Below are 18137 nucleotides of genomic sequence, written 5' to 3'. Positions count from 1 at the left end.
CGGGCAGCCTTAAGGAGACCATAATGGCAAAATCATTAGATCAAACCGCTGAGCAACTGGGTAATATTTTACTCTCCTCCGGACTTCATCTGGCGACCGCCGAATCCTGTACCGCCGGACTGATCAGCATGACGCTGGCCGCCGTGGAAAACAGCGGTGACTTCTATACCAGCGGCTTCGTAACCTACAGTGAAAATGCCAAAACGCGTCTGCTGGGGGTACATCCAGACACGCTGAAACAGCACACGGCGGTGAGCGAGAAAACAGCGAGGGAGATGGTGCAGGGAGCCTGCGCCCGCTCTGGTGAACCGGTAGGACTTTCAATCACCGGCTATGCCGGACCGGACGGCGGCGAGGATGGCACACCGGCAGGCACTATCTGGTTTGGCTGGGTGTTGCCCGACGGCAGGGTCGAGGCGGAGTGCCATCAGTTCAGCGGCGATCCAAAATCGGTGATGGAGCAGGGCACGCAGTTCGCGCTGGAAGGGCTGATCAAACGGCTGCAGCGAGCCGATCGATAAAGGCGCGATTCACGCGCCTTTAAAAGCGTTAGCGGCAGTCGACAATAAGGCGGCCCTGTACTTTGCCATCCAGCAATGCATGCGCACCTTCTCTGGCTTCACTCAGCGGAATGACCCGGCTCAGCTTGTTGAGCCGTTCACTATCCATCAGCTCGCCGAGTCGCTGCCACGCCTGCTCACGAAGTGGCTTCGGACACATCACGCTATCGACCCCGGCCAGCGTAACGCCACGCAAAATAAAGGGGGCAACGCTGGCTGGCAGATCGAGTCCCTGTGCCATGCCGCAGGCGGCAACCGCGCCGTCACGCTGCGTAGCGGCCAGCACATTGGCCAGAGTATGACTGCCGACGCTGTCTATCGCGGCGGCCCAGCGCTCTTTTGCCAGCGGTTTGCCAGGCTGGGAAAGCGCTTCACGGTCAATGACCGATGCCGCGCCCAGCGTCTCGATCAGATATGCAGGGTCGCTGGTGCGTCCGCTCGACGCAACTACTTCATAGCCCAGACGCGCCAGCAGGCTGACGCTGTAGCTGCCGACGCCGCCACTGGCCCCGGTCACCAGCACCGGTCCGCGTTCCGGTGTGATGCCCTGTTTTTCGAGCGCCATCACACAGAGCATCGCGGTCAGCCCCGCTGTACCGATGGCCATGGTTTGCAGCGGACTCAGCGCTGCGGGCACACGGACCAGCCAGTCGCCGCTGACGCTGGCTTTCTGCGCCAGGCCACCCCACTGTTTTTCGCCCACGCCCCAGCCCGTCAGCAGCGCCACATCATCCTCTTTCCAGTCGGGATGGCGGCTGGCGGTCACACGCCCCACAAAGTCGATACCTGGCACCATCGGGAACTGGCGCACTATCGGGCCTTTGTTGCAGATAGCCAGGGCATCTTTGTAGTTCAGGGATGAGTAGCTGACGTCGAGTGTGACATCGTGGTCGGGCAGTTGAGATTCGGGGAGATCTTTCAGCAGGGAACGGTAACCTTGTTCGTCATTTTCAATGACCAGTGCCTTGAACATGCAGCCTCCGGCAGAGTGGGAAAGAGGGATCAGTTTACGCCTGACAGCAGTAATGCGGTAGGGCAATGGCCGCCTCGCCAGGTGAAGCGGGTGGCTGGCGCGGAAAAGCGTGCTGACAGGAGTGTAGAGGCTGATGCATAAATTTGCATATAATTCAGATAATTAGTCGAATTGTGAATTTTTTATGATAAATAGGCTATAAAAATCATGTTGTTACATTTTTGCAGGGTGACTGAATAATTGTCCGGGTCGGGTTGTCCACGTATAAAAAAGATGACATTATGACCGCCACTTTTTGACCCTGCTTCTTCATCACAGAGGACGTCGCCATGTCCGGTTCACCGCGCACTCGCCCGGATTACCGTTCGCTTTTTCCGGCGCACATCGTGTTTTCCACATTGCCGAACGCTTCGTTATTTCTCATGCGGTGAGGCCAGCCAGGCCGCGGTTGTGGGGCTTTTCTCCATGGGCTGCGTAATGCCTTTCTGTTAATAATTCGCCGGGGCGCTGTCCCCATGATTGTGCCTCAGGCACTTCCTCCCTGACGTTAGGGATTCTGTTATGACTCCACTGAAAATTGCTGCCAGCGCCGCTGTCGCGCCCAGTCTGACCCTGAACACCTCGCGTGACGTAGTGACGCTGGATAACACCGACTTTACTGATGTGGCAGCGGTTGTCGTTTCGCTGGCAGATACCCGCAGCGGTGTACTGGCGCTGCTGCGGCATACCGGCTTTAATCTGCCGGTGTTTGTCGCAAATGCGTTTGAAGAAGAGGTGATGCACCTGCCCGGCGTCAGCGGTGAGCTGAATGGCGAGCCGCAGGAGTGGATAGCGCTGGAAGCGGCTGCGCAGGCGTATGAAGCTGAGCTATTGCCACCCTTTTTCGAGACGCTGACCCGCTATGTCGACATGCAGAACAGCACCTTTGCCTGTCCCGGCCATCAGGGCGGCGCGTTTTTTAAAAAGCATCCGGCGGGTAAACAGTTTTATGACTTTTACGGCGAGAATGTTTTCCGTTCTGATATGTGCAACGCCGACGTCAAACTGGGCGATCTGCTGATCCACGAAGGCTCAGCCAAAGATGCGCAGAAGTATGCAGCAAAGGTATTTAACGCCGACAAAACTTACTTTGTGCTTAACGGCACCTCCAGCGCCAATAAAGTAGTGACCAATGCGCTGCTGACCCGCGGCGATCTGGTGCTGTTTGACCGCAACAATCATAAGTCTAATCATCATGGCGCATTGATTCAGGCGGGCGCGACCCCGGTTTATCTTGAAGCGGCACGTAACCCCTTCGGTTTTATCGGCGGCATTGACGCGCACTGTTTCGATGAAGCCTATCTGCGCGAGCAGATAGCGACAGTGGCACCAGAGCGCGCGACAGAGGCGCGGCCTTTCCGTCTGGCGATCATCCAGCTGGGCACCTACGACGGTACGGTTTACAACGCACGTCAGGTCGTAGATCGTATTGGTCATCTGTGTGATTACATCCTGTTTGATTCCGCGTGGCTCGGCTATGAGCAGTTCATTCCCCTGATGGAGGGCTGTTCGCCGCTGACGCTAGAGCTGAATGAGAACGATCCCGGCATCTTTGTCACGCAGTCCGTGCATAAGCAGCTGGCAGGTTTTTCACAAACCTCGCAGATCCACAAAAAAGATAATCACATTCGCGGACAGCGGCGTTTCTGTCCGCACAAGCGACTGAATAACGCTTTTATGCTGCATGCATCAACCAGCCCGTTCTATCCGCTGTTTGCCGCGCTGGATATCAACGCCAGAATTCATCAGGGCGAAGCGGGGCGTCGCATGTGGGATGAGTGCGTCATGGTGGGCATTGATGCACGTAAAGCGATCCTGGACCGCTGTGAAATGATCCTGCCGTTTGTGCCGGAGACGGTAGAGGGTCAGCGCTGGCAGGATGCGCCTACGGAGACGATCGCCCGCGATCTGCGCTATTTCAGCTTTGAACCCCAGTCGAAGTGGCACGGCTTTGCGGGTTACGCCCGCGATCAATATCGGGTCGATCCCTGCAAGCTGCTGCTGACCACGCCGGGCATCGATGCTGCCAGCGGCGAATACAGTGATTTTGGGATCCCCGCGACCATACTGGCGAACTACCTGCGTGAGAACGGCATTGTGCCGGAGAAGTGCGATCTCAACTCGATCCTGTTCCTGCTGACCCCGGCTGAGAGTCCGGAGAAGATGGCGAATCTGGTGGCGATGCTGGCGCAGTTTGAGCAGCATGTAAAAGAGGATGCGCCGCTGGCCGAAGTGCTGCCGACGATTTATCGCAAGAATGCGCAACGCTATGCCGGCTATACTCTGCGTCGCCTCTGTCAGGAGATGCACGATCTCTACGTCAGTCACAACGTTAAGGATCTGCAGCGTCTGATGTTCCGCGCTGCGGAGTTCCCGCCAGTGAGGGTCAATCCGCAGGATGCGCATCAGGCTTATATTCGCGGCGAAGTGGAGCTGGTCCCCATTGCCGATGCAGCCGGGCGTGTCGCTGCTGAAGGCGCGCTGCCTTATCCTCCTGGCGTGCTGTGCGTTGTGCCAGGTGAAGTGTGGGGTGGCGCGGTGCAGCGTTATTTCCTGGCGCTGGAAGAGGGGCTTAACCTGCTGCCGGGCTTCTCGCCGGAGCTGCAGGGTGTTTATACCGAAGAGGATGACCAGGGACAGAAGTATCTGGTGGCGAATATGATAGTGGAGCGCTGATCTGAGCGGGGGCAGAGGCGGGTAGCGGCCCGCCGGGCCTTTTTGTTCGCTGCGGGAACGGGCGCTGAGAATTTTTCGTTCGCCTGCCAGCATACTGACGCTGAGCGGGTTCCGTCCGCCAGGCGTGGGGGAGTTTCAGTTCGCCTGAGCAGGCGGACGTGTAAAGGCGTCCGCCCGCCCCTTAACAATCCCGGCGTCCGGCTGCCTGCGCGCCCCGCTTTGCGGGGTGCCTTCGTCACGCCCTGCGGCCCGAGGACCGTCCGGACTCGCCATCCCTGGCTCGTTCCGTCCTTTCGCCGACGTCCTGTCGGCTCATCCTGGCCTCCGGTTGTTCCTCAGCGCTTCGGACGCCTCTGGTAAAACCCCTGCCTGCGATTTCTTTTTGCTTTCTGTGGTGCGGCGCTGTCTGATGGACCGAAAGCAAAGCTAATTTTGAAAACTTTCAGCGACAATGAATCAACATTTAAAGAAGAGATAAAAGCGGGGAAAGGGAGGCCGTCAGAACCGCTGAGCGGATGAGGGATTTCAGGACGAGCGACAGGGATGTCGCGAAGAGGCGGGTTCGCGCCAGGGATGGCGCGTCCCGACGGTCCGTGAGAAATCCTGAAGAAGCGAAGGGATCGCGAAGCGGCGGTGAAGCAGGCCGGAGCCCGGGGTCAAGGGGGCGCGGCGACTGGCGCCCCCTTGTTGGTCGCCTGCAGAGGCGTGACTGAAACTGCCCAGCATGCCAGGCGAACGAAACCTTCTCAGCGCCTGTTCGCGCAGCGAACCATCGGCCAGGCGGTCGGAACCCGCTCAGTGCCAGCTCGCTGCCAGGCGAACGAAACCTTCTCAGCGCCCGTTCGCGCAGCGAACAAACACCAGCTTCAGCTCCGTACTCAAGCCCCGTTCGCGCAGCGAACAACAACCCCGCTTCAGCGGGCCGATCAGAATCCCCGATAACTCTTCTGCGCAGTACTCACCTTATACAGATAACGACGCGACTCCGCCGATGGGTGCTGGTTCGCCAGGGTCGAGTAAACCTTGCTGGATGACATACCGTTGATCATCGAAAACGCCCGATCTTTATCGCTGGAGAAGACGCGCAACACGCTGCCTGCACCACCGTTATAGGCGGTGATCACCGCATAGCGGCGTGATACCGGATCCTGAATGCCGCCCAGATAGCTGCGCTGCAACAGCGACAGATAAGCCGTACCGGCATCAATATTGTTCTCTGGATCCAGCAGATAACTGCGACTCGGCTTGCCCCATTTACCCTTCATGCGGAAGACGTCAACACCGGCGGTGTGCTGCACCACCTGCATCAGACCCAGCGCATCAGAGTGGCTTACGGCGTAGGGGTTAAAGCTCGACTCGGTCTGCATAATCGCCAGGATCAATGAGGCATCGACACCATACTGTTCGGAAGCTTTACGCACCATCGGCAGGTATTTGTGCGCACGTTTGTCCAGGTGGTTCGGCACCATCGGAATCGAAATGCTGTAAATCACATGCAGACCCGAAGTGCGACGCATCAACTTATTCTGGATCAGATAGTCAGCAAAAGCTTCCGCGCGGCCCTGCCAGCGAATCGGCTGACCGGTGTTATCCAGCACCTGACCATAGAGCAGCGGCTCTTTACTGATCTCGATGTCGTTGGCGTCAGAATAGAGATCGACATTACCCGGATCTTCACCAATCAACAGCGTGGTCACGATCGCCTGACGCAGACTGGCCATCGGATCGGTGCCAGAAATCGTCTCGATGGTCAGCTTACCGCTTTCAAAGTTGATGTGGCTGCGGGTGTAATAGTTGTCGCTGTATTTGACGTAATCTTTTGGTCCGGCGATCAGGACCTCATTGATACCCCAGATATTCTCAATATTATGAGCAAACTGCCCCATCAGAATATCAAAGGCGTTGGTGTCTTTTACCCACTCCTCGTGGGTCTGCTGCTTCTTTGACCCGGAGCAGGAAACCAGAAGTGGTGCTATCACCAGCAGGGCGATTAATTTTTTATTCATTGGGAATGCAAGCCTGACCTGGATAACCGGCCTCAGTGATGAGGCCCGGAATGTTTACGCTTCTGGCGGTGTATAGCCTTCGATATGAACGTCTTTACCTTCGAACAGGAAATTGATCATCTCCTTCTCCAGCACTTTACGATCTTCGGGATTCATCATGTTGAGCTTTTTCTCGTTGATCAACATGGTCTGTTTCGCCATCCACTTCTGCCAGGCTTCTTTGGAGATGTCGTTGTAAATACGCTTACCCAGGTCGCCCGGATAGAGCTGAAAATCCTGACCTTCCGCGTCGCGCTGTAAAAAAGTACAAAAAATGGTGCGGCTCATTACTCTTCCTCATTAATCTCACAACTGTCCAAAGCCAGTTGTCGGGGATGGCGCAGCTCGTGTAACAGGCGCTCAACGGGTGCAGCTAATCCCACAGATGGTGGCAGCGCTAAGTTATACCAGAGACCGCCTGCTTCATCCATCGCCGCCCCGGCAGAAGGCCATGACAGCCACATTGGCACGATATCAAGATGGAAATGGCTGAAGGTGTGACGAAACGCGGTTAGCTGCTGCGGTTTTGCATGGATGCCACGCGCCGTCAGCCAGTCGGTGAGCGCCGTTTCGGTGGTGAACTGCGGGAAGCAGAACAGACCGCCCCACAGGCCCACAGGCGGACGCTGCTCCAGCCAGACATCATCGCCATCCTGCATCATCAGGAACCAGCCGCTGCGTTCCGGCAGCACCTGCTTAGGTTTCTTGCCGGGATAGCTCGCCCAGCTGCTGCTGGCGTAAGCTTCACAGCCGCTGTTCAGCGGACAGATTTCACACTTCGGCTTCGATCGGGTACAGACGAGAGCACCCAGATCCATCATTGCCTGATTAAACTGGCTGACGCCCTCGGCAGGGGTGACCTCTTCACTGATCTGCCAGAGACGCTTTTCGACCTCTTTTTTACCCGGCCAGCCGCCAATGGCATAGCAGCGAGCCAGCACACGCTTGACGTTGCCATCCAGAATCGGGAAGTGCTGGCCCAGCGACAGCGACAGAATCGCGCCGGCCGTGGAGCGGCCAACGCCGGGCAGGGCAGAGACATCATCAAAATTACGCGGGAACTCGCCCTGATGCACTTCAACAATCTGCTTTGCGGCTTTATGCAGATTACGCGCACGGGCGTAGTAGCCCAGCCCGGTCCAGAGATGCAGCACCTCATCGAGCGGTGCCGCAGCCAGATCGGTAACCGTGGGGAAGCGCGCCATAAAGCGTTCAAAATAGGGGATTACCGTGGCAACCTGGGTTTGCTGTAGCATCACTTCAGAGAGCCACACCTTATAAGGCGTTTTCTCCAGCTGCCACGGCAGGGTTTTGCGACCAAAGCGCTGATACCAGTCCAGCACCTGTTGCGCGAACTGCGGCGCTTGCATCATAAGAAGGCAATTTTCCGTGTTTACTCTACACTCAGGCAGGAATTCCAGCACATGCGCACCTGGGTGTAAACCGGAAGATTGCAAAGGCTTGCTTCTGCTTATGAACTTTGCATAATGCCCGTTTCCCGGAACAGGCTAACCAGCAGGCTTTTACATGATTAATGACGTCATCACCCCAGAATTTGATGAGAACGGGCGGCCATTGCGCCGGATCCGTAGCTTTGTGCGCCGCCAGGGTCGCTTAACAAAAGGCCAGCAGCAGGCGCTGGACACCCTGTGGCCGATCATGGGGGTGGAATATCAGCCGGAGCCTGTCGATCTGCCCGCATTGTTTGGCCGCGAAGCCCCGGTGACGCTGGAGATTGGCTTTGGCATGGGTGCCTCGCTGGTCACTATGGCGCAGAACACGCCGCATCAGAACTTCCTGGGTATTGAAGTGCATGCGCCAGGCGTAGGTGCCTGTCTGGCTTCCGCGAAAGAAGCCGATGTGCAGAACCTGCGGGTAATGTGTCATGACGCGGTGGAAGTGCTGGAGAAGATGATTCCGGATAACTCACTGCGTATGGTTCAGCTTTTCTTCCCCGATCCATGGCATAAAGCGCGCCACAATAAACGCCGTATCGTTCAGGTGCCTTTCGCCGAGCTGGTGATGCGTAAACTGAAGCTGGGCGGCGTTTTCCACATGGCGACCGACTGGGAAGCCTACGCGGAACATATGCTGGAAGTGATGAACAGCATTTCTGGCTACCGCAACCAGTCAGAACAACACAATTACGTGCCGCGTCCTGAGACGCGTCCACTGACCAAGTTTGAGCAGCGCGGGCAGCGTTTAGGCCACGGCGTATGGGATTTAATGTTTGAGAGGGTGAAATAATGGCCACACAACGCAGCCGCCGTTTACGTAAAAAACTGCACATCGATGAGTTTCAGGAACTGGGCTTCTCGGTTGCCTGGCGTTTCCCGGAAGGCACCAGCGAAAGCGAAATTGATGAGACGCTGAACCAGTTCATCAACGAAGCGATCGATCCTAACGGTCTGGCTTTCGATGGCAGCGGTTACCTGGTGTGGGAAGGTCTGGTTTGCCTGCAGAAAACCGGCAAATGTACTGATGAACATCGTGCGCTGGTTCGCAAATGGCTTGAAGACCGCAAGCTGCAGGACGTGCAGATGACTGAACTCTTTGACGTCTGGTGGGACTAAGTCGTCACACCGTGTCGGGCTGAGGCCCGATCAAAGGGTTTCAGACCCGATCTTAGGGAGTAGATATGATGCGTAAAACGCTTCTTGCTGTGCTGCTGGTAGCAGCAACTCAGGCTCAGGCAGCCTATGAATGCAGCGTTAAGCCTCAGGACGATGTGGTCATCAGACCACAGAGTGTGCAGGTGGTCGGTGCCAACGGCAATATGGAAATCTCGCCGCAGGGCGACGTGCAGTTCAATGGACAGAAGGTCACGCTGGATAATGCTGAGCGCCAGAAAGCGATCGACTATCAGAACGCGCTGCGTCGCGATCTGCCGTGGATCGACAGCGGGGCGACGTCACGTCTGGAGAAAGGGCGGGCGGCACTGGATCGGGTCATCGTTGAGAAACTGGGCACCGACAGCAACGTGCGCAATCGCCTGACCACACTGAATGGCCAGCTGAAACAGCAGATGAATCGCATTATTGAACACCGTGAAGACGGGCTGACGTTCCACCATCAGGCGATTGATCAGGTGCGCGCCGAAGGTGAAAGGCTGGTGCAGTCGACGCTGGGCGGCGTGATGCAGGATAGTCTGAATGAGATGGGCAGTAAGCAGGGCAGCGGTGGAAGTAATCCCCTGCAGGCGATTATGGGGAATCTTGGCGGTTTGCAGCAGTCGATTCAGGCTGAGTGGAGCAAACAGGAGCAGGATTTCCAGAACTTCGGCCACGAGGTGTGTAATCGCGTTATTTCGCTGGAAGATCAGCGTAAACAGCTTACGGGCGCACTGAAAAAATAAAAAACGCCTCAGCCTGCCGGGCTGAGGCGTTTTTTTTAACCCTTCCTCGCCTATTCTTCCGCTAAAAACAGCTCCAGCAGCGAGTTCAGGAAGAGTTTTCCTTTCTCCGTAATCTGCCACTGCTCAGCGGTTTCTATCACGTAACCGGCGGCAATCGCGGCATCCATCTGTGGACGAATCACCTGCTCTGACAAGCCGGTGTAGCGGCAGAATTCGTCACGCGGCGCGGCCTCCAGCAGGCGAAAGCGGTTCATAAAATATTCAAACGGCTTGTCGCTATCGGCAACGTCGTACTGCTTTTCGCGATAGTTGCCCTGCATAAACCCACGCGGATGACGGGTTTTCACCGTGCGAACAATGCGGCCATCTGGCTGCGTCAGCTTGCCGTGCGCGCCACATCCAATTCCCAGATAGTCGCCGAAGCGCCAGTAGTTGAGGTTGTGTTCACAGCGATAACCCGGCTTCGCGTAGGCGGAGGTCTCATACTGCTGATAACCGGCCGCCTGCAGCAACTGATCGCCCTGTTCGAAAATATCCCACAGCGCATCATCATCCGGCAGCACCGGCGGGCGTGAGCCAAACAGGGTGTTGGGTTCGATAGTGAGCTGATACCAGGAGAGATGCGGCGGATTCAGCGCAATCGCCTGACGTAAATCATCAAGCGCCTCTTCCAGCGACTGATCGGGCAGGCCATGCATCAGGTCGAGGTTAAAGCTGCGCAGCGACAGAGACTCCGCCAGTTCAGCGGCGCGGACGGCCTCTTCCGGGCCATGAATGCGGCCAAGACGCTGCAGCTTTTGCGGGCTGAAACTTTGCACGCCAATCGAAATACGGTTAATACCGGCGCGCTGATAGGCACTGAACCGGTCCGCTTCCACGGTGCCCGGATTGGCTTCCATGGTCACTTCGGCATCAGGGGAGAGCGTCAGACGCGCCCGCACACCATCCATCAGCATCTGCATCGCGCTGCTGCTCAGCAGGCTGGGCGTGCCGCCACCGATGAAGATCGTGCGCACTTCACGGTCACCGATCAGCGGCAGGTCGATCTCCAGATCGCGCAGCAGGTGCTGTACGTATTCAACGTGCGGCACCTCATCTTTTAGCGCATGGGAGTTAAAATCACAGTAGGGACATTTCTGTACGCACCACGGAATGTGGATATAGAGACTTAACGGCGGCAGATTAGGCATTACGCATGGCTTCCAGCAACAGCGTCAATGCTTTACCCCGGTGAGAAGCTGCACCTTTTTCCGCTTTACTCAGCTCGGCCGCTGTTTTACCCAGCGCCGGGACAAAGAAAATCGGGTCGTAACCAAAGCCACCGGTGCCAGAGGCGGAGCGGGTAATCTCACCCTGCCAGCTGCCGTGGAACACCAGCGGGGTCGGGTCTTCCGCATGACGCAGATAGACCAGCACGCAGTGAAACTGCGCCTGGCGCTGACCGTCAGGCACATTTTCCAGCGCCTGCAGCAGCTTCTCCAGGTTCTGCTGATCGCTGGCCTCTTCACCGGCGTAGCGCGCAGAGTAGATGCCAGGCGCGCCGCCCAGCGCATCCACGGCCAGGCCGGAGTCATCGGCAATGGCCGGTAATCCGGTGATCTGTGCCGCGTGACGCGCCTTGAGAATCGCGTTCTCAATAAAGGTCAGGCCGGTCTCATCCGCCGATTCAACCCCAAGGTCAGTCTGCGCGACGATATCCAGACCAAAGGCGGAGAGTAACTCCGCCAGCTCACGCACTTTGCCGGGATTGCCGGTTGCGAGGACAACTTTTTGCATAACAGTTCCAGTTTGATTCATTTACAGCAGATACCAGAGACCCGGGAACAGGTCCATGCCGAGAAAGTTCAGGGCATACAGCACCAGGATGACGATCATCGCTGAGAAATCGATGCCGCCCATCGCAGGCAGAATACGGCGAATCGGTGCCATCATCGGCTCGGTTAACTGCACCAGCAGATAATCGACAGGACCCCGACCCTGGCTAATCCAGCTCATCAGAGAGCGTACGATGATGACCCAGAAGACCAGATAGCCGGCGGATTTAACCAGCGACAGCAGGCCGACCAGCAGATTAGTCGGATCGACCGAGAACACACCCACCTGGATTAGCAATAAAATCGGGTATTTCAGCGTGGTCAGCACAAAGGCCAGCAGCAGTGAAGCAGTATCAATCGGCCCCAGAGCCGGCAGTATGCGGCGCAGTGGCTTAACAACCGGCTGTGTCACTTTAACGACAAACTGTGCCACTGGATTGTAAAAATCGCAGCGGGACCACTGCATCCAGATGCGTAACAGCAGCACCATGACGTAGAGATCGATCAGCGTTTTTACTAAAAACGTCAGTGTTAACATGAAGTTCCTCTATTATTGTTGTGAGTTGTGCGCATAATCTCGTGCGCCAAAAATGGCGGTGCCGATACGCACCATCGTACTGCCTGCGGCGATTGCCGCCTCCATGTCATCGCTCATTCCCAGTGAAAGCGTATCAATATCCGAATACTGCTGTTGCAACTGCCGGAAGGCTTCCGCCATCTGCTGACACACTGCCAGCTGACGCTGATAATCGCTCTCCGCAGCCGGAATCGCCATCAATCCCCGCAGCCGCAGTTGCGGCAGCGCAGCAATCTGCTCCGCCAGCCCGGAAACGGCCTCCAGCATGATGCCAGATTTGCTGTTCTCGTCACTGATATTTACCTGAATTAACACATTCAGCGGTGGCAGCGAGGCGGGCCGCTGATCGCTGAGCCGCTGCGCAATACGCTGGCGGTCAATGGTGTGACACCAGGCGAAATTTTCTGCCACCAGACGGCTTTTGTTGGACTGCAGCGGGCCGATGAAGTGCCACTCCAGCTCAGGATGTGCGGCCAGTGCCTGGACCTTTTCAACCCCTTCCTGAACGTAATTTTCACCAAAGCCAATCTGGCCTGCGGCAAAGGCTTCTTCGACCGCGCTCGCAGGTTTGGTTTTACTGACTGCAAGTAGGGTAATTTCTTCTGGTGCGCGGCCGCACTGCGCGGCAGCGGCGGCGATTCGCTGCCGCACTTGCTGTAGGTTCTGCTGGATTGAGGTCATAGTCAGGAGAAATTATGAATCTGGATGAAATGGTGGAGCTTAGTGTAAAGCATAATGCCGTCGATCTGCACCTTTGCAGCGGACATTTGCCCTACTGGCGACGGCAGGGACGGCTGGAGGCGATTCCACAGCAGGCCGTGCTCTCTGCTGACTGGATGGCGCAGTTTATGGCCCGCTGGCTCAGTGACCCGCAGTGTCAGGAACTGGCGAGCACAGGGCAGCTCGATTTCGCCCTGAGCCTGGCCTGCGGCCAGCGTCTGCGCGCAAACCTGTTTAAGCAGCGTAACGGCCTGTCACTGGCGCTGCGCATTATTGCCTCTGTGTGCCCGACGCTGGAGAGCCTGCAACTGCCTGCTATTGTGCCGACGTTACTGACGCAGCAGGATGGGCTGATTCTGGTGACCGGTGCCACGGGCAGCGGTAAATCTACCACGCTGGCGGCGCTGGTCGATGCGCTGAACGGCCAGCAGGCGCGCCATATCATTACGCTGGAAGACCCGATTGAATTTATTCACCACAGCCAGCAGTCGCTGATTCAGCAGCGCGAAATCGGCCTGCACTGCAGTTCGTTCGCCCAGGGGATAAAGGCGGCACTGCGTGAAGATCCTGACGTCATTCTGCTGGGCGAACTGCGCGACAGCGACACAATCAGACAGGCGCTAACGGCGGCAGAGACCGGCCATCTGGTGCTGGCAACGCTGCACACACGTGGCGCAGCACAGGCGGTAGATCGGCTGGTGGATGTCTTCCCGGCGGAGGAGAAGCATCTGGTGCGCACTCAACTGGCAGGCAGCCTGAAAGCGGTGATTGCACAGAAACTGGTGCCGTCTGCTGCCGGGTCGCGCATTGGACTGTTTGAGCTACTGATTGCCACGCCTGGCATCACGAATCTGATCAGGGAAGGCAAGATGCACCAGATCCCGGCAATGCTACAGACCGGCGCACAGGCCGGTATGCAGACGTTTGAGCAGAGCAGGCTGGCGCGTCAGGCTGACGGGCTGATTAAGCCGGAAGGTCAGTAATGGTTTTCGAACCAGTCCTGCAAAATGATGGCAGCAGACTGTGAATCAACCGACCCTTTATTGAGCGCGCGATAACCACCACGTTCAAACAGGCCAGCACGCGCTTCTACCGTGCTGAGTCGTTCATCCTGAAGCTCTACACGAATGCCAAAGCGACCGTGCAGACGGTTAGCAAATTTACGCGCGCGGTCAGTTAACGGCTGCTCAGTGCCATCCATATTGAGCGGTAAGCCGACGACCACGAAATCGGGCTGCCACTCTTTCAGCAGCTTTTCGATCACCAGCCAGTCCGGAATGCCATCCTGCGCTTTCAGGGCGGTCAGCGGTCGGGCGCTGCCAGTGAGTTGCTGCCCTACGGCGACACCAATACTTTTGGTGCCGAAATCGAAACCTAACAGAGTTTGAGTTGACATCAGGCGTGTCCGGCGTCGCTGGCCATGTTGTGAATATCGACGCCAATACTGCGCGCCGCTTCGCGCCAGCGCTCTGAAATCGGCGTCTGGAACAGGATGTTGCTGTTAGCTGGCGTCGTCAGCCAGGCATTTTCCATCAGCTCATTCTCCAGCTGATCTTTTTCCCAGGCACAGTAACCCAGCGCGACCAGCACATTGGTGGGCTGAGACGCCGTGCCGATGGACTCCAGCACGTCACGGGACGTGGTGATGATCGTGTTATCGGACACACGAATGCTGGAGGTAAACGTGCGTTGGGCTGAGTGCAGGATAAAGCCACGATCTTCTGCCAGCGGCCCGCCGGTAAACACCGGTTTATCCAGCTTGATCGACGGATCGCGATCTTCAGCAGAGATTTTCAGCTTCTTCAGAATGCCTTCAACCGTCAGGTTTTCCATGGGTTTATTAATGATCAGTCCCATTGCACCCTCTTCGTTATGTTCACAGACATAGACTACGGAACGTTTGAAGAAAGGATCCTGCAATGAAGGCATGGCAATCAAAAAGTGATGTTGTAAATTCATTGTCACACGATGTACCAAAAAAATAACCGGCACGCGACGACCGCACCGGTATTGGGTTGATCACGGAGCCTCGCCCCGGCGTTTTGCTCAGCCCAGGCGTTTCTCAATGGCATCCATCAACATGCCGGTGATGGAGATCGGGAACGCAGCCTCAATTTCACGTATGCAGGTTGGGCTGGTCACGTTAACTTCTGTCAGTTTATCACCGATGATGTCCAGACCGACAAAAATCAGTCCTTTTGCTTTCAGCGTCGGGCCAACACGACGTGCAATTTCCCAGTCGCTTTCGCTTAACGCACGTGCTTCACCACGCCCACCAGCCGCGAGGTTGCCACGCGTTTCACCGCCCTGCGGAATACGTGCCAGGCAGTAAGGCACCGGCTCGCCATCCACCACCAGCACGCGTTTGTCACCCTCTTTGATTGCCGCAATGTAGTTCTGCGCCATGCAGAAACGACTCTCATGCTCGGTCAGGGTTTCGGTAATCACGCCAAAGTTAGGATCGTCTTTCTTCACGCGGAAAATAGACGCACCGCCCATACCATCCAGCGGCTTCATGATGATATCACCATGCTCCTGCCAGAAATCACGCAGCTGCGCTTTGCTGCGGGTGACCAGGGTGTCCGGCGTAAACTCGGCGAACCAGGCGGTGTAGAGCTTTTCGTTACAGTCGCGCAGGCTCTGCGGCTTATTCACGATCAGCGTACCCAGCTCTTCAGCACGCTCCAGAATGTAGGTCGCATAGATGAACTCGGTATCGAATGGCGGATCTTTACGCATCAGCACCACGTTCAGATCAGCCAGCGGGATCACCTGCTCGCTGCCGAACTGGAACCAGTTCTCAGGGTTCTGCTCAACGGTCAGCAGGCGGGTGCGGGCAGACGCCACGCCACCACGCATGGAGAGATCGTGCATCTCCATGTAGTGAATTTCGTAACCACGGCGCTGTGCTTCCAGCAGCATGGCGAAGCTGGAGTCTTTTTTAATATTGATGGACGAAATAGGGTCCATCACGATGCCAAGTTTAATCATTATTATCTCCTCGGTGAGGCGGCATTGACCGCCTCGTCTGGTTCGGTCTGCAGTGGGCCGATGAGTCAGGACCGCTGAAAGTATCGCTTAACCCAGGTCGCCAAACCTCACCTGAAGTGCCGTAATGGCCGTCAGCGCGGTAGTTTCGGTGCGTAATACCCGTGGGCCAAGCAAAATGTCAGTAAAATCGTGCTGCGCCGTCATCGCAATTTCGTCCGCAGACAAACCGCCTTCAGGACCAATCAGCAGTCGTACCCGCTCAACAGGCTGTGGCAGCGTGTTGATGCTGTGACTGGCGCGGGGATGCAGGTTGAGCTTTAAACCGCTGTCAGCTTCCGCACACCAGGCTTCCAGTGTCATCGCTTCACGAATCTCCGGCACGCGATTACGTCCGCACTGCTCGCAGGCGGCAATCGCAATTTTCTGCCACTGCTGGATTTTTTTCGCCAGACGCTCAGCATCAAGCTTTACGCCACAGCGCTCGGAAAACAAGGGTGTAATGATATTCACGCCCAGTTCGATCGATTTCTGGATAGTGAATTCCATTTTTTCACCGCGCGACATCACCTGACCTAAATGCAGATGTAAAGGCGACTCGCGATCGTCCGGCTGGCTCTCTGTGACGGATACTTTTACACGCTTTTTATCAACATGCGTGATCTCTGCTGCAAAAGTCAGATTAGTGCCATCAAAGAGTTCCAGACGCTGACCTGCCGTCATCCGGAGCACGCGGCCTACATGATTGGATGCATCTTCATCCAGGGTAATTTCACTGCCGATGTCCAGGGGTTCGGCGTGATAGATGCGAGGTATGCGCATAAGATTCCTGAGACCGGACGCCGCGCTGCAGCGGCGTCATGGGAAAAAGAGCTAGTGTAGGGCAGGGATTTTAGCGCTGGCAAGCCTGCTGCACATAAGGATTGTGATTGCCCTGAACCTTTGCAATGCGCTGGTCGCGTTCGCACTCCCATTGGGTGACGGGATAGAGCCTGTCCCAGGCGGTAAACAGCTGCGTCTGCTGGCGCGAAATGCGCAGATGATACTGGTCGCGCATGTAGAAATAGGTGCGGGCAATGGCGCCACGCGCACGAGCGGGTGGCTCTGCCTGTTTGAGTTTAAAATCGATCTTCATCTCACACTGGCCGTACTGCTTCTCGCTGCCGTTCCATTGACTGTAGGCGAAGTTGCCACGGTCGCCATTCACTTCACCCACCGCAGGTTCCAGATTGTGCAGGTCAGTTTCAATGCGGCGATAGTCAGGATCTTTACTGCAGTTTTTGCGGCCTCCCTCCTGCCAGCACTGGCGCTGATGACCGAATTCCCATGCCGGCATCACATGTTCCCACTCAATACGTGCAGCGCGGTTCGCATTTTTGCGCACCTGGTAACCACAGCTGCTGAGATCGGGCGTGCCTTTTTTTCCCTGCCACTGAATTTTACAGCCGCAATAAAACGAACCTGGCGCATCGGCATTGATCGCCGCCGCAAAGGTTTTGGCCTGCTGAAAGTTATTCTGATGATAGTTATTCAGGTTGAGGGCGTCAGCGGCGGGGACAAACAGCAGTGCAACCGCCAGACTTAAAATGCGAGACATATTCCAGCTTCTACCTAATACGAAAAAGGGCGGCAGGTTAACAGAATGTGGAATAGGGCGGAATGGGGAGTGTTCTCAGGAGGCGATAAACTCGCCTGCGACCAGCAGGCTGCCACAGTGCACACAGCGATATTCACTCTCTTTGCGCAGCACCCGATTGTGGCGGCGCACCGTCAGCTGATGTTGCTGACACTGACAGCGGTAAGCGAAAGTGTTGCTGCGCACGGAGGCGATCTCAAACTGATGGGTGCGTCGTGCCGGAACGCCCAGCACATTCTCCATCATCCACTTCCACTCTTTGCCGTGCGGTGCGACGCGACCAAACTGCTTCCAGACCAGCAGATGCGCCAGCTCGTGCGGCACCACTTCATCGATAAATGCCTGCTGATTTTCCAGCAGCAGCACCGGATTGATGCGGATTTCCCAGGCAGTCAGCCATGCGGTGCCCGCCGCCGTTCCGCGTTGCTGATAGAGCAGTTTCGGTTCCGGATAAGCGGTTTTCAGTACCTGATTTGCGCGCTCAAGCGACTGACGCAGTGAGCGCATAACGGCCTGCTGCAGGGCAATGGGGAGACGAGGTGTTTTCATGGTGCTCAGAATAATCGCCGCCGCGCAGGAACTCAACGTTAGCCGCAAACAGGGCGGCGCAGAGTCTATACTTCGCCAGCTGTCTCCGGATAAGCAATACGCCGTCCTGTCGATGGTGGGGAATGGCGAAGCCCATCGGCTGAAATTGCTGGATTAAATATAGTTATGGCCTTTTTTAGAATATTCTATTGCAGACATTCACTGG

Annotated in this window: 21 protein-coding genes; 7 read left to right on the top strand and 14 right to left on the bottom strand. The window is 56.5% G+C overall.

What is annotated here, in order from left to right; genetic code table 11:
* Window positions 1–23: 23 nt before the first annotated feature.
* Window positions 24–521, top strand: coding sequence for a CinA family protein (locus AC6I77_RS15925; RefSeq protein WP_078804945.1), 498 nt, complete (start codon window positions 24–26; stop codon window positions 519–521).
* 28 nt (window positions 522–549) lie between these two features.
* On the opposite strand, the gene acuI is transcribed toward AC6I77_RS15925, so the two are convergent.
* Window positions 550–1533, bottom strand: coding sequence for an acrylyl-CoA reductase (NADPH) (gene acuI / locus AC6I77_RS15920; RefSeq protein ID WP_078804944.1), 984 nt, complete (start codon window positions 1531–1533; stop codon window positions 550–552).
* 561 nt (window positions 1534–2094) lie between these two features.
* On the opposite strand from acuI, the gene AC6I77_RS15915 reads away from it, so the two are divergent.
* Complete coding sequence (locus tag AC6I77_RS15915; protein WP_182630105.1) at window positions 2095–4248, top strand: ornithine decarboxylase; 2154 nt, start codon at window positions 2095–2097, stop codon at window positions 4246–4248.
* Between the two features lie 926 nt (window positions 4249–5174).
* Here AC6I77_RS15915 and mltC read toward each other — a convergent pair.
* From mltC to mutY, 3 genes are read right to left on the bottom strand one after another with little or no spacing between them, the layout of a single operon-like run.
* Entirely contained in the window at window positions 5175–6254 is a 1080-nt protein-coding gene (mltC, locus tag AC6I77_RS15910) for a membrane-bound lytic murein transglycosylase MltC (RefSeq protein ID WP_003853410.1), read from the bottom strand.
* 54 nt (window positions 6255–6308) lie between these two features.
* A complete protein-coding gene (locus AC6I77_RS15905; protein ID WP_003853409.1) occupies window positions 6309–6581 on the bottom strand; it encodes an oxidative damage protection protein in 273 nt (90 codons plus the stop codon).
* On the bottom strand, window positions 6581–7666 hold the full coding sequence (mutY, locus tag AC6I77_RS15900) for an A/G-specific adenine glycosylase (RefSeq protein WP_003853407.1): 1086 nt from the start codon (window positions 7664–7666) through the stop codon (window positions 6581–6583). The genes AC6I77_RS15905 and mutY overlap by 1 nt, the downstream gene beginning before the upstream one ends.
* Window positions 7667–7820: 154 nt before the next feature.
* Here mutY and trmB point away from each other — a divergent pair, with 154 nt between their 5' ends.
* The 3 genes from trmB to AC6I77_RS15885 all read left to right on the top strand — a co-directional run bounded on the left by trmB (window position 7821) and on the right by AC6I77_RS15885 (window position 9648).
* Window positions 7821–8540: a tRNA (guanosine(46)-N7)-methyltransferase TrmB gene (trmB, locus tag AC6I77_RS15895; protein ID WP_003853405.1), complete on the top strand. Its 720-nt coding sequence runs from the start codon at window positions 7821–7823 to the stop codon at window positions 8538–8540.
* Window positions 8540–8866, top strand: coding sequence for a YggL family protein (locus tag AC6I77_RS15890; RefSeq protein WP_003853403.1), 327 nt, complete (start codon window positions 8540–8542; stop codon window positions 8864–8866). The genes trmB and AC6I77_RS15890 overlap by 1 nt, the downstream gene beginning before the upstream one ends.
* Before the next feature lie 65 nt (window positions 8867–8931).
* On the top strand, window positions 8932–9648 hold the full coding sequence (locus tag AC6I77_RS15885; protein WP_003853402.1) for a YggN family protein: 717 nt from the start codon (window positions 8932–8934) through the stop codon (window positions 9646–9648).
* A 50-nt stretch (window positions 9649–9698) separates the two neighbouring features.
* On the opposite strand, the gene hemW is transcribed toward AC6I77_RS15885, so the two are convergent.
* The 4 genes from hemW to AC6I77_RS15865 are packed head-to-tail and all read right to left on the bottom strand — an operon-like array spanning window position 9699 to window position 12720.
* Window positions 9699–10838: a radical SAM family heme chaperone HemW gene (hemW, locus tag AC6I77_RS15880; protein ID WP_003853400.1), complete on the bottom strand. Its 1140-nt coding sequence runs from the start codon at window positions 10836–10838 to the stop codon at window positions 9699–9701.
* Window positions 10831–11424, bottom strand: coding sequence for an XTP/dITP diphosphatase (locus AC6I77_RS15875; RefSeq protein ID WP_003853397.1), 594 nt, complete (start codon window positions 11422–11424; stop codon window positions 10831–10833). Before AC6I77_RS15875 ends, hemW begins: the two co-directional genes overlap by 8 nt.
* 21 nt (window positions 11425–11445) lie before the next feature.
* Complete coding sequence (locus AC6I77_RS15870; RefSeq protein WP_003853395.1) at window positions 11446–12000, bottom strand: YggT family protein; 555 nt, start codon at window positions 11998–12000, stop codon at window positions 11446–11448.
* 12 nt (window positions 12001–12012) lie between these two features.
* Complete coding sequence (locus AC6I77_RS15865) at window positions 12013–12720, bottom strand: YggS family pyridoxal phosphate-dependent enzyme (protein WP_008925687.1); 708 nt, start codon at window positions 12718–12720, stop codon at window positions 12013–12015.
* A gap of 14 nt (window positions 12721–12734) precedes the next feature.
* On the opposite strand from AC6I77_RS15865, the gene AC6I77_RS15860 reads away from it, so the two are divergent.
* Window positions 12735–13742: a type IV pilus twitching motility protein PilT gene (locus AC6I77_RS15860; RefSeq protein WP_003853390.1), complete on the top strand. Its 1008-nt coding sequence runs from the start codon at window positions 12735–12737 to the stop codon at window positions 13740–13742.
* Here the strand turns inward: AC6I77_RS15860 and ruvX are convergent.
* The 6 genes from ruvX to AC6I77_RS15830 all read right to left on the bottom strand — a co-directional run bounded on the left by ruvX (window position 13736) and on the right by AC6I77_RS15830 (window position 17932).
* Entirely contained in the window at window positions 13736–14155 is a 420-nt protein-coding gene (gene ruvX, locus AC6I77_RS15855; RefSeq protein ID WP_003853387.1) for a Holliday junction resolvase RuvX, read from the bottom strand. The two genes, AC6I77_RS15860 and ruvX, sit on opposite strands and share 7 nt — an antisense overlap.
* The gene (locus tag AC6I77_RS15850; RefSeq protein WP_033762926.1) at window positions 14155–14718 is read right to left on the bottom strand and encodes a YqgE/AlgH family protein; all 564 of its coding nucleotides are present in this window, start codon (window positions 14716–14718) and stop codon (window positions 14155–14157) included. The genes ruvX and AC6I77_RS15850 overlap by 1 nt, the downstream gene beginning before the upstream one ends.
* 87 nt (window positions 14719–14805) lie before the next feature.
* Window positions 14806–15750 carry a glutathione synthase gene (gene gshB / locus AC6I77_RS15845; protein WP_003853383.1) on the bottom strand — a complete coding sequence of 315 codons (945 nt, stop codon included), beginning with the start codon at window positions 15748–15750 and terminating at the stop codon, window positions 14806–14808.
* Between the two features lie 87 nt (window positions 15751–15837).
* Complete coding sequence (rsmE, locus tag AC6I77_RS15840) at window positions 15838–16569, bottom strand: 16S rRNA (uracil(1498)-N(3))-methyltransferase (protein ID WP_078804941.1); 732 nt, start codon at window positions 16567–16569, stop codon at window positions 15838–15840.
* Window positions 16570–16639: 70 nt separating this feature from the next.
* Window positions 16640–17344, bottom strand: a complete 705-nt coding sequence (gene endA / locus AC6I77_RS15835; RefSeq protein WP_008925684.1) for a deoxyribonuclease I — start codon at window positions 17342–17344, stop codon at window positions 16640–16642.
* Window positions 17345–17419: 75 nt separating this feature from the next.
* Window positions 17420–17932 carry a SprT family zinc-dependent metalloprotease gene (locus tag AC6I77_RS15830; RefSeq protein WP_078804940.1) on the bottom strand — a complete coding sequence of 171 codons (513 nt, stop codon included), beginning with the start codon at window positions 17930–17932 and terminating at the stop codon, window positions 17420–17422.
* Here AC6I77_RS15830 and AC6I77_RS15825 point away from each other — a divergent pair.
* Window positions 17931–18089: a hypothetical protein gene (locus AC6I77_RS15825; RefSeq protein WP_167518469.1), complete on the top strand. Its 159-nt coding sequence runs from the start codon at window positions 17931–17933 to the stop codon at window positions 18087–18089. The two genes, AC6I77_RS15830 and AC6I77_RS15825, sit on opposite strands and share 2 nt — an antisense overlap.
* Window positions 18090–18137: the final 48 nt, after the last annotated feature.

The sequence above is a fragment of the Pantoea sp. X-Soil-ISGK-259 genome (assembly GCF_059730705.1).
Note: the sequence above shows the minus strand (reverse complement) of the source record. Positions and strands in the feature narration are given on the sequence as shown.